Origin of the sequence: Bacillus sp. B1-WWTP-T-0.5-Post-4 (assembly GCF_009183795.1) — a bacterium.
Classification (GTDB): Bacteria; Bacillota; Bacilli; order Bacillales; family Bacillaceae_G; genus Bacillus_A; species Bacillus_A cereus.
Genome location: NZ_WEIJ01000002.1, coordinates 235,934 through 247,702, shown reverse-complemented (window position 1 = coordinate 247,702; position 11,769 = coordinate 235,934). Strand labels below are relative to the sequence as shown.

Sequence of the window (11,769 nt, the reverse complement as noted above, 5' to 3'; positions counted from 1 at the left end):
TGATATCTCTTTTTTGTAGATAGCTCTTCATACGTACACGTCTGTACATATGACAGTTCTGTTTCTATTCGAAAACAGCCCCAATTGATAAATGCAGAGAAACTTATCAATTTCGGCAATACTTCCTTTCATCTAAGTTCATAGACATCTCTGTGTCTCCATTAGAATACTCATAAGTATCGCAACCTCTATCTCACGTTTTAGGCGAGAGTGTTTGATTTATGAAGTTGTTGGTAACATTTGTTTTATAATAATTTAAATTTTTCGGGGAATCAAGTGTTTTATATATATTTTAAAAATTCTTTCTTTTTTCTGAGGAAGTTTGTGAAAAATGTAGCAAAATAAATTCATTGCATGTACATTAAACTTATAGTGCATAGGAGGTGGGAGAATGAAAAGGAAACAGCCTATTTATGTTGCGACAAAAATGAACACGACGATGGGAAAATTATGGGAATATACGCAAGAACCAGCTATACATACAGAGTGGGATGCTCGCTTTACTGAAATTTCGTATTTAGAGAAAAAAGAAGGAGAACCACAGAAGTTTTTGTATAAAACAAAGATTCGATTTGGGTTTGAAATAGCTGGAGAAGGGGAATCAATAGGTGAAATAAGAAAAGATATTTTAATGCAGTTATGCAATTGGATGGAAACGAAAATGAAATTGTAGATTATTTTGGCGAACCACATTTACTCGTTTCTACACTGCATTTTCATATCGATGAGTTAGGGGCAATGCATATTTCTTCAAAGAAACAATGGTTTTATATGTTTGGAAGAAAAATGCCGTTACCAAAATTTTTGTATGGTGAAGCAAAAATTGTTGAAAGTTATGATGCAACACTACAGTGTTTTCGAATTCATGTACAAGTACGAAACCCGTTAATTGGCTCGCTTTTTTCATATAAGGGAACATTTGTGGAAAGGAAATAAACGATATGAAAAATATAATATTTGGGCTTGCTTGTTATGTTGTTTTTCTAATATATGAGTGGTCGAATATAAATCCTGTTGAAGCAATTATATTATTGTCTGTTTTATTATTTATACCAATGTCACTTTGTATTATTGATAAAAGAAAAAGAGATGGATCGTATTTATTATTTTATAAATTCGTATCGTTTTTATATCCAATCGCAGCAATTTGTGCAATGCTAGCTTTCGTCACAAATTACAATGTATTTGCGCTAGTTTGGTTTGTATATACAGGAATTGTTGCGTTATTTGGTGTAAGTAGATTGCTAGAAAGAGGATGGAAGCCGTTAGAAGAAATCGCCATAGATAGTGCGTTTATTTATTTGTTTTTAGGTGGTTTTTGGTTTTTTGCTTCAGTAGCAAAACTTTCAATTATGCATTTTAGCTCTGACATTGTTTTACTCACAGCAGCGCATTTTCATTATTCGGCGTTTCTATTGCCATTATCAGCTGGTTTAATAGGGAGAAAAAGAGAAAAGAGAAGTAAAGTATATGATGCTATTATGTTTATCATCATGATTTCACCTATGACAGTTGCAATAGGAATTACATACTCGAGAATATTTGAATTTTTTGCAGTGCTCCTATATTTATGTGCCATTTATGGATATGGATTTTACGTTTGGAGAGCAAAATTTAATGCTATCAGTGCAAAGATTCTTTTAATCGTTTTGTCTAGTACACTCATGGTTACAATTATGTTCTCACTTATATATTCATACGGAAATTTGAAGCATGTAATGACGATTACAATTGCTCAAATGGTTTGGATTCACGGTGTTGTCAACGGAATTGGAGTAGCGTTACCGGCATTTGTCGGCTGGATGATCGAAAAGAGTGTTCCGAATTATAAATACTATGGGAAACCAATGAGTAAATTAAGAGGAAGTGTGGCAATTGGTGAGGCTTTTTTATATAGCGGCAATTTAGTAGGCAGTAAGGAATACAACGGTTTAGTTGATCAAATAACTGATTTTCATAGTGAGTCATTTGACGTGACGAAGGTACCTTTAAGTATGATTCGTTTTTATGAAAATACAACAGAGTATGAGTTGCAATCAAATATTAAATGGGCTCGTTGGTTCCGCCTATTTGCATTTTGTTATGAGAAAATGAGCAAGCATGTAGGACAAATACATTTAGGGATGGGCGGCAATTGGGAAACGATGCATGGCTCTATCATTAGTGTAATAGATGAGAAAGATGGAAGAGAGAATGTAAGGGCTTGGATAAGGAAAAATGAAGCAGGTGAATCTATTTTTGTAGCTCTTTATTCAAAGCATACAAATAAGAATGAGACATATATGAATATCGCCTTACCTTTACCTTATTCGAATATGACTGGTATTTTGAAACTATATAATGATAATCATGATTTAACCATTACTAGTAAGTTAAGAGAAAATGGCCAGGGAGATGAGGGGATTTATTTACATACTCGGTTCTTAACAATCCGTTTACCGTTAGCAGAGACTTTCATCATTACAGAGGGTAAGGATAAAATGTTAACAGCTCATCATAGCATGTGGCTATTTGGACTTGAATTTTTACATATTCATTATAAGATTGAAAAAATTGCACAGAAGTAAGAAAGGCTTGGATGGGTTTCCAAGCTTTTTTATGTATGGGTAATTGTCATAGAAATTTGTTTATTTAGCTCATTATCCCAAACACGTTGAATTTCAAAAGTGCCTGTTTCAAAAAATAATGGGAATCTTTCTTTAAACCAAGTTTGCATAGGTAGCTTTAGTGCTGTATTGATTGGTATCCATAATAATTCACCCTCAGGAGGATTCAAAAGAAGTTCACCTTCAAATGAGTCTGTCCAATAGTTGAATACCATGTACCGAACATTCCCTTTCGGATTTACATATTCATCTAATCCTTTAAAAGTTAAATTGGAAACAAGTAGTCCAGTTTCTTCTTTTACTTCTCTTATAGCGGCTTGAACGATACTTTCGGGGAAATCTACTTTGCCGCCAGGAGCGATGTAGCCAGGGAAACCTCGATGGTTGGGGCGTTTTATGAGTAAAACTTCATTGTTACGTTGGATCATACACATTGTATAGATCTGGTGTTCGATGTTATGTGAATTTAGAGGCATAATGATGTATTCTCCTTTATATTTTTTTGATAATTTTACCATAACATAATTGTTTCTTATATAATTAGAAATATAATATTATAAATTTTCAGTCATATATTTTGTATTCTATAGTCATTTGAAAAGAGGGGAGAGACATGCAAGGGGAAATACAAAAGGAAAAAAGTTTAGGTTATATTGGAAAATTATTATTACCAGTTAAAGTATCAACGCACTTTAAGTTTTTATGGATTGGACAATTACTCTCGGCCTTAGGTAGTTCGATAACTATGGTCATACTTCCAGTTGTTGTGTATTCATTAACTGGTTCAACAGTTGTAATGGGGATGACGATGGCAATGTACATGCTACCTAATATTCTTGCTTTACCGTTTGCGGGTTTAATTGTAGACCGAATTGATCGGGTTAGGTTAATGTTATTTACGGATATAATCCGCTGTATATTAATGCTATTACTTGCATCGCTTATATTTATGGATTTATTAACAATTACGATTTTATATATTCTCGTTGCCATATACGGACTTATGGAAGGGATATTCCAACCAGCATATTCTGCTGTAAGGGCGAAAGTATTCGTCCCTGAAATTCGTAATGCAGCTAACGCACTCACTCAAATGAGTAATCAAGGTATACGATTAATTGGGCCAGCACTTGGTGGGTTAATCGTATCGGTTGCATCTGCAGGGATAGGTTTCGGACTAGATGCAGCAACCTACTTAGTATCATTTTTATGTTTATTATTTTTAAAAGAAATTAAGTTTAAAAAAGTAAAACCCATTGAAAAGAGTAAGCTTAATTACAAACAAGAGTTTATGGAAGGTGTTTTCGTTTTAAAAAGTCATCCGTGGCTGTGGATTACAATTTTAGTTTTTTCTTTTATAAATATTTGTTATGCCGGCATTATCGTCGTATTAATTCCATGGTTATTTAATGTTCATCATCATTTTGAAGCTTACGTGTATGGACTTGGCATGGCCTTTTCTGGTGGTGGGGCTGTAATTGCCGCATTAATATTTGGTGGGAAAGAGCTGTGGCATAAGAGAGGATTACTGGCTTATGGAGGTGTTTTGATGAGTGGCATTGCTTTATTAATTATGCCATTCATTTCTTGGGCACCCGCTTTAATATTCTTAATGGCAATTGAAGGATTTGGCATGATGATATTTGGACTCATTTGGGAAACGAGTTTACAGGAGCTTGTACCAGAAGAAGCATTCGGAAGAGTGGCAAGCCTTGATATGTTGGGTTCTTTTGCTTTATTGCCATTAGGATACGTAGTTGTAGGCTGGTTAGCTACTGTCATAGGTGGCGAGATAACTATTATAACACTAGCTAGTTTAGTAATTTTAACAATTGGAATCGCATTGTCTGTACCGAGTATTCGTCGATTTAATTGATTATATGGGAAAAGAGGGCTAGACCTATATAGAAAATAACCTAGCATATAATCAACCAGTATTAATAAAACAACTTTGTAATGAAAAGCCTTCCATACATATTTGGCGCAAAAAATTAGTATCGAAGCAAAAAAATTAGAAATCACAAAAGAAGTGACGGAAGCGATACAAGCAGGTTTCAAAAATGAAGAATAAGCCCTAAAGAAATTAGGACTTATTCTTCATTAAATACAAATGTTTGTTTCATTTTTTTACCTTCATTTACCGGATGGCCGTTATAAGAGAAATTCTTGTCTTCCCACGTGATTACAACTTTAAAATTATGACTATTAAAGTCTAATGGGAATACCATGTAGTCAAAGCTTGTATGACTTTTAGAAATATTTTCATTAGGTGTAGTAGGTTTAAAGGTAGCTTTAGAGGTAGGGTTGTTATCAAGTATTTCCACAGATACATTTGATACATCATGACCGATGTTTTTTACGAGTAAACTATACGTATCAAATATACCTTGTTTTGGCTGAATTGCTTGCTTGTTTGAGTTATGAGATTTATCAATTTCGACATACCATTGTTTAGACTTTGACGCAATCGGCAGTGACTGAAATGTGTAAGCATTAGCTTGCATTGGTAGTGCTAAACATATAAGCATAAAGAGAGTTAATATTTTTCGTTTCATTTTTTGAGAGCTCCCATTCTTTAATGGATTTACTTGTTATTATCTTCTCTTTTTGAGATAATATACCATACGATTTTAGGGGAGGATATATTGAAAGAACTCATAAGTATGGGAAGCAGTATTTTTTTACAATTATTATTTTTGTATATATTTATTTCTGGTGTTTTATTAGAACTCAATCCATGGTATGCAGTAGTTGCTTATGTAACTATTGCTATAATAAGTCTTCTTCTGGGGGTATACTCGATGATTTTCTCTATGAAGAGAAGGCCGAATACCCTTTTTCTAACACTACCAGGTGGAATTATAATAACATTATTTTCAATTTTAATTATTGGCTTTACAGTATTCGCTTATTTTTTACCAGAAGGAGGTATTCCGCCTGTCATTCGTTTGTAGTATGAGTGAATTGATGGAGTTCCTATTTTTTATTGTTAATCTTTCTAATTAAGCGACATATATATTAAAAAAAGGAAGCTGTGTAGAGATTTTTTGCATAGTCTCCTTTTTTGTTTTTGTAATTAATAATAGATGTGCTTAAGGATGCTTAAAAGTATATCAGTAATATTAATTTATCGATATAAAGAAGAGGTGCGATTGTTTGTCAAAATAAATTTGGATTTGAAAAAAATCCCAATGGATATGTTAAAATAACATTGTCATACAACAAGGGGGATTTGTTTTATGGAAAATGGACATCTTGCTAAAGTAGACTTAACGAAAAAAATTGAATCAAAATCTAAGTACAATAAGAAATTAGAAAAATATCAAAGGCGCTTATTAGCATTACAGCAAATTTTGAAAGAAGAAAAAATCGCGGTTATGCTTGTTATGGAAGGATGGGATGCGGCTGGTAAAGGTGGGGCAATTAAGCGGGTGACGGAACATCTTGACCCGCGTGGGTTCCAAGTAAATCCAATTGGAGCGCCTGCACCTCATGAAAAACGTTACCATTATTTGCAACGTTTCTGGCGCAAAATTCCACAGTACGGGCAAATCACCATTTTTGATCGCTCATGGTACGGTCGTGTGTTAGTTGAGCGTGTTGAAGGATTTGCTACAAAGGAAGAGTGGATGAGAGCATATGATGAGATTAATGATTTTGAAAAACTACTAACAGATGACCATTACATAATAGGGAAGTTCTTCTACCATATAAGTAAAGAGGAACAGTTAAAGAGATTTAAAGATAGAGAGAAAAATCCTTTGAAAAGATGGAAAATTACAGACGAAGATTGGCGTAATCGTGAAAAATGGGATGAATATGTTGAAGCAATGGAAGACATGTTTGAAAAAACAAGTAAGCCAAATGCGAAGTGGCATATTATTGAAAGTAACGATAAATTGTATGCCCGTGTGAAAACGTTAAAAATCATTATTTCATTCATTGAGGATTATTTCTTAGAACATGGTATAGAATTGCCTTCTTATTATTATGAAATGAAAGAGGATATTGAAGTTTTGCAAGATGTAGGTGTGAAAGAGTAAAAAAGAAAATGGTCCTGTGAATTGGTGAAACCAAATTATGGGGCTTTTTTATTTAGAAACATTTTACAATTAACAGAATAAGGTATATAATCAACAATTATATTAACAATGTTAATATGATTGTTGATTATATACTATGTGGGGGTTTTACTTTGAAGGGAAGAGATGTTGTTTTAGGTTTATTAATGGAAAAGGAATTGTCTGGTTACGATATTAAAATTGTGTTTGAAGACGTATTTACTCATTTTTTTGATGGAAGTTTTGGAATGATTTATCCAACGTTACGACAATTGGAGAATGAAGGGAAAATAAAAAAAGAGGTTGTCATGCAAGAGGGGAAACCGAATAAGAAAATGTACTTTATTACAGATGAAGGACGTGAAGAATTTTATCAATACATGCAGACGCCTGTAGAGAAGGATGTTTTACGTTCGGATTTTTTAATGAGAATGTATTTTGGCAACTATAGTGATGATGTGACAATAAAAAAATGGATTAAAGATGAAATTGAAAGAAAAGAAGCGTACATTGCAGATCTTCGATTGAAATATGAAAAGTGGAGAGTAGGTATTACTTTCGTCGAAGAAATTTCACTAGATGTAGGTATTGCATCGTATAGTGCACAAGTGGAGACTTTGAAGAGAAAATTAGAAGAGTTAGAGGCAAAAGAAAACAATAAAACAGAAGAATGAAAAACGCATTCACAATAAATAAAGGGGTATATAAAGATGGAGCAATCAAAGGGTATTAAGATTGTCTTTTTAATGTGTCTAGGTATCTTTCTTTGTATGATTGATACGACAATTATGAATATAGCTTTACCGGCAATACAATCGAGTGTAAATACTTCATTAGAAAAGATGTCTTGGGTATTAAATGTTTATACAATGACGATTGCAGTACTTGCCATTCCGTTAGGGCGGATAGCTGATATTTTTGGAAAAGCAAAGATGTATATTCTTGGTCTGGTGATTTTTGGTGGTGGATCGGTACTTTGCGCTTTTGCTAATACAGGTGATTTTCTTATTTTTTCTCGTTTTATACAAAGTATTGGGGCAGCGATTTTATTTCCAACAAGTATGGTAATTGGTGTATCAGCTATGCCATTAGCTAAGAGGCATGTTGCGCTTGCGATTTTAGGAGTAACACAAGGATTGTCAGCTGCTATGGGACCAGTAATAGGTGGAATTATTACGCAAAATTTAGGATGGAGATGGGTGTTCTTCGTTAATGTTCCGGTTTGTATAATAGGAATCGTGTTATGTTGCATCATGCTACAAATAAAAAATGAAGAACGTATTATCTCAAAAATAGATTGGATAGGACTACTATTAAGTAGCACAGCAATTTTTTCATTTACTCTCATATTAGTAAAAGGTAATACATGGGGATGGCAAAGTAATATTGCTTTGTCTTGTTATGCAATTAGCACTATTTCTCTTATTCTATTTGTTTTAGTAGAACGAAAGATTCATAATCCAATGGTGAATTTAAAGTTATTTCAAGATCGAATGTTTGTCGGAGCGTCTATCGTTGTTATATTAAGTAATTTATTTTTAATTGGAGTTACTGTATTGCTTCCAACGTTCTTGACGAAACTACAAGGTCGAACGGAAATTGAAGCGGCTTTTTTAGTGACACCTATTTCAGCAATGATATTTTTTGTCTCACCAGTTGCAGCAACTTTAATTAAAAAACTCGGAAAAGTAACTATTATTTTGTCAGGATTTCTTATTATGGGGCTTTCCTACTATTGGTTGCAAATGATTGATGTTCATTCAACAAATATAGAAATTATTATTCCGTGTATGATATTAGGTGTCGGATATGGCTTAGTAGTGGGGCCAATTACAGTTTTAAGTGCGTCTTCGTTTGAAGGAGAATTATTAACTGCTTCTCAAAGTGTTGTATCAATGTTACGACAGGTTGGAATTGTATTGGCGGTCGCAATATTTGTCTCTAACTTAACTCATAATTTAACTGTAAATAAAGAAAAAGTATATCGTTATGCAGAAGAAAAGGTGCGGAATATTCATGTGAATAGTACTGAGCAAACTGAAATTTTACAAATGACTAAAGAAAAAATAGAGAATCAAAGTTTAGAGTCGAATATAAATAAGAAACAAAATGCAATGACAATGGGATTAAGTAAAGAGAAAAAGGAAGAATTGATTCGCGACAAGACGGATGAAATATTAAGAAAAGTTCCAGTAGAATATAGAGATGTAAAAAGAGAAGAAGTTATGAGGCAAGTAACAAAAGAAGTTGAAAAACATGAGGAAATTATAAAGAAAGAGGTACTCACATTTTCGAATGATGTGAATCATTATGCCAAGAATCAGATGGCAATGAGTTTTACAGATTTATATAAAGCAAGTGTGCCAATTATTTTAATTTGTGCTTTCGTAAGTTTGTTGTTTTGGGAAGGAAGAGCTTTGAGTAAAAAGAGCAGGGGAAGATTAGTAGAAGATGCGTAAAGAAAAACAGACTGCTATTAGCCTGTTTTTTCATTGTTTTCTCCTTGCATATTGTGAATAGTAGTATTTTTAATATAGCATGGGATAAGTCGAGTATGATTAGAAAGTTTTTTAGAATGAAAGGGATGAATGGAAAATGCCATTGAATATGTAACGTTATACATAGTACATTAACAAGAGGGATTAATTTTAAAAGGAGGATGGGGAATTGCTAGATAAGGCAGGGGCTTTAATAGATAATCATGTGTACACAGAAGAAGAGCAACAAAAACTATACAAACGAACGTTAATAATCGTCAGCATTTCACAAATGTTTGGCGGTGCAGGACTAGCTGCTGGTATTACAGTAGGTGCACTTCTTGCGCAGCAAATGCTTGGAACAGATGCATTTGCAGGATTACCAACTGCTATGTTTACATTGGGATCGGCATTAGCAGCTTTCATAGTAGGGAAGCTTTCGCAACGATATGGACGCCGGATAGGTCTTGCAACAGGGTTTATAGTAGGCGGATTTGGAGCAATTGGTGTTGTAATGGCAGCTTTAACAAATAGTATTATTCTTTTACTTATTTCTTTACTTATATATGGTGCCGGTACAGCCACGAATCTACAAGCTCGTTATGCAGGTACAGATTTAGCAGATAAGAAGCAGAGAGCAACGGCTGTTAGTATTACGATGGTAATGACGACTTTCGGTGCAGTTGCAGGACCAAATTTAGTAGGGGTAATGGGAAGTTTTGCTCATTCAATTGGAGTTCCTAAACTTGCAGGTCCGTTCATACTATCGGCAGCAGCATTTATACTGGCGGGTCTAGTTCTTTTTGTTATGCTTCGCCCAGATCCTTTGATTATTGCTAACATAATAGAAAGATATAAACAGGAACATACATATAAAGGACAACCAATAACAGAAGAAGCGAAAGAAAATAAACGAGGTATTACAGTTGGAGCAATCGTAATGATACTTACGCAAATAGTGATGGTTGCGATTATGACGATGACGCCAGTTCATATGGGACACCATGGGCACGGTTTAAGTGCAGTAGGACTTGTGATAGGTTTTCATGTAGGTGCAATGTATCTTCCATCTCTCGTTACAGGAATGTTAATTGATAAAATTGGCCGAACTACAATGAGCATAGCTGGTGGAGTGATTTTACTTGCAGCGGGTGTCATAGCTGCGATAGCGCCAAGTGATTCTTTATTATTATTAATCGTTGCTCTGTCTTTACTTGGGCTAGGATGGAACCTCGGATTGATAAGTGGTACAGCACAAATCGTTGATTCCACAACACCGTCTACACGTGCTAAAACACAAGGGAAAATAGATGTTTTTATTGCGCTAGCTGGAGCTTCTGGTGGAGCAATGTCAGGTATGGTAGTAGCGAATTCAAGTTATGCGGCATTGTCATTGGCTGGAGGCGTGTTAGCGTTATTACTTATTCCTGTTGTGATATGGTCTCGAAAAGGGGCAAGAAATTAAATGAAAAAGAGGTTCTAGTTACTGACTAGAACCTCTTTTTATACACTTAAATTAAATTCCACTCTACAATAAGTCCTAAATGCGTAAGTCCGCCACCAAATCCGTATAGTAAAAGTGTGTCTCCGTTATTTAACCTTCCTTCTTTTATAGCTAAATTTAAAGCGAGTGGAATGGTGACTGAAGAGGTATTCCCCATATATTCCACGCTCGTTAATGTTTTTTGTATTGGAATTTGAGATTTTTCGCAAATAGATTCAATCATTCGTAAGTTAGCGCTGTGGGGTATGAACCAGTCTATATCATCTACTTGCATATTTGCGGTATGTATTAAATCTTTTATGCCTTTTGGCACTGTGCGTGTTGCCCATTTATATACTTCTCTTCCATTTTGAACGATTTTTTCATTTGTTTGCAGTGATGTGCCATTCATAGTAGTAGATAAGTTTGTTCTATATAGATGAATGCCGCCATCACCGTTTGTTCCCATGTGAGCAGCGATAAAGCTTGGGGTGTCTTCATCTCTTTCTAATAAAATAGCTCCAGCACCATCACCGAATAAAATACAGGTCGTTCTATCGCTATAATCAGTAACTTTAGATAATGTCTCTGTCGCTACGACAAGTACTTTTTCATGTGATCCAGAAGTGATTAAGCTATTACCGACGTGTAGTCCATATGTAAAACCAGCACAAGTTGCATTTAAATCAAAAGCTAGTGTATGAGGTATGTTGAAGTATTGTTGTATTTGGCAAGCAACACTAGGGAAAACGTAATCAGCAGTAGTAGTAGCGACAATGATACAGTCGACATCTTCTAAGTTTTTCTTATATGTTGTACATAAATTTTTAATTGCTTTAATGGCTAAGTTTGAGGAGTATTCTTCGTCACTAGCGATTCTTCTTTCCTTTATTCCTGTTCTTTGTACAATCCATTCATCATTCGTATGGACCATCTTTTCTAAATCGTTATTAGACAATATTTGATCTGGAACATAAGTACCAATTGCAGTAATACGAGATTTAGAATGCATAGGAACATCTCCTAACTTTTATTTTTTATAACCTGATACTAATATTAGGTTATAAAAATGTCAATAAAGATTTTTGTTGTATTAAAACGATAATACTTAACTTACTATGAAGGAATTTGGCGAGTGCTGT

The 11,769-nt window shown here is 34.3% G+C and carries 10 protein-coding genes, 2 pseudogenes and 1 riboswitch; of the genes and pseudogenes, 9 read left to right on the top strand and 3 right to left on the bottom strand.

Features of this window, described 5'->3' with window-relative positions; translation table 11 throughout:
• Positions 1-12: 12 nt before the first annotated feature.
• A riboswitch (Lysine riboswitch) is annotated at positions 13-199 on the bottom strand.
• Between the two features lie 192 nt (positions 200-391).
• The 3 genes and pseudogenes from GBN91_RS06840 to GBN91_RS06830 all read left to right on the top strand — a co-directional run.
• Positions 392-670: pseudogene (locus GBN91_RS06840) on the top strand (hypothetical protein); the annotation flags it as partial.
• Positions 613-936: pseudogene (locus tag GBN91_RS06835) on the top strand (DUF4166 domain-containing protein); the annotation flags it as partial. The pseudogenes GBN91_RS06840 and GBN91_RS06835, both read left to right, overlap by 58 nt.
• Positions 937-941: 5 nt before the next feature.
• Positions 942-2,567 (top strand): YndJ family protein, encoded by a 1,626-nt coding sequence (locus GBN91_RS06830; RefSeq protein ID WP_152121349.1) that lies wholly within the window; start codon positions 942-944, stop codon positions 2,565-2,567.
• A 29-nt stretch (positions 2,568-2,596) separates the two neighbouring features.
• Here GBN91_RS06830 and GBN91_RS06825 read toward each other — a convergent pair whose 3' ends face one another.
• Positions 2,597-3,082 carry an 8-oxo-dGTP diphosphatase gene (locus tag GBN91_RS06825; RefSeq protein WP_152121348.1) on the bottom strand — a complete coding sequence of 162 codons (486 nt, stop codon included), beginning with the start codon at positions 3,080-3,082 and terminating at the stop codon, positions 2,597-2,599.
• Positions 3,083-3,219: 137 nt separating this feature from the next.
• Here GBN91_RS06825 and GBN91_RS06820 point away from each other — a divergent pair, with 137 nt between their 5' ends.
• A complete protein-coding gene (locus GBN91_RS06820; RefSeq protein ID WP_016122270.1) occupies positions 3,220-4,482 on the top strand; it encodes an MFS transporter in 1,263 nt (420 codons plus the stop codon).
• A gap of 214 nt (positions 4,483-4,696) precedes the next feature.
• On the opposite strand, the gene GBN91_RS06815 is transcribed toward GBN91_RS06820, so the two are convergent.
• Entirely contained in the window at positions 4,697-5,161 is a 465-nt protein-coding gene (locus GBN91_RS06815) for a hypothetical protein (protein ID WP_016122271.1), read from the bottom strand.
• A gap of 90 nt (positions 5,162-5,251) precedes the next feature.
• Between GBN91_RS06815 and GBN91_RS06810 the strand changes: the two genes are divergently transcribed.
• The 5 genes from GBN91_RS06810 (at position 5,252) to GBN91_RS06790 (ending at position 10,609) form a co-directional block, all read left to right on the top strand.
• Positions 5,252-5,560: a hypothetical protein gene (locus GBN91_RS06810; RefSeq protein ID WP_033691776.1), complete on the top strand. Its 309-nt coding sequence runs from the start codon at positions 5,252-5,254 to the stop codon at positions 5,558-5,560.
• Positions 5,561-5,845: 285 nt separating this feature from the next.
• Complete coding sequence (locus tag GBN91_RS06805; RefSeq protein WP_000427319.1) at positions 5,846-6,649, top strand: polyphosphate kinase 2 family protein; 804 nt, start codon at positions 5,846-5,848, stop codon at positions 6,647-6,649.
• Between the two features lie 152 nt (positions 6,650-6,801).
• Positions 6,802-7,341, top strand: a complete 540-nt coding sequence (locus GBN91_RS06800; RefSeq protein WP_006916931.1) for a PadR family transcriptional regulator — start codon at positions 6,802-6,804, stop codon at positions 7,339-7,341.
• A gap of 36 nt (positions 7,342-7,377) precedes the next feature.
• Positions 7,378-9,126: an MFS transporter gene (locus GBN91_RS06795; RefSeq protein ID WP_006916929.1), complete on the top strand. Its 1,749-nt coding sequence runs from the start codon at positions 7,378-7,380 to the stop codon at positions 9,124-9,126.
• Between the two features lie 208 nt (positions 9,127-9,334).
• Positions 9,335-10,609 carry an MFS transporter gene (locus GBN91_RS06790; RefSeq protein WP_000884513.1) on the top strand — a complete coding sequence of 425 codons (1,275 nt, stop codon included), beginning with the start codon at positions 9,335-9,337 and terminating at the stop codon, positions 10,607-10,609.
• A 46-nt stretch (positions 10,610-10,655) separates the two neighbouring features.
• Here the strand turns inward: GBN91_RS06790 and GBN91_RS06785 are convergent, their stop codons facing one another.
• Positions 10,656-11,639 (bottom strand): ketoacyl-ACP synthase III, encoded by a 984-nt coding sequence (locus tag GBN91_RS06785; protein ID WP_006916927.1) that lies wholly within the window; start codon positions 11,637-11,639, stop codon positions 10,656-10,658.
• Between the last annotated feature and the right edge of the window lie 130 nt (positions 11,640-11,769).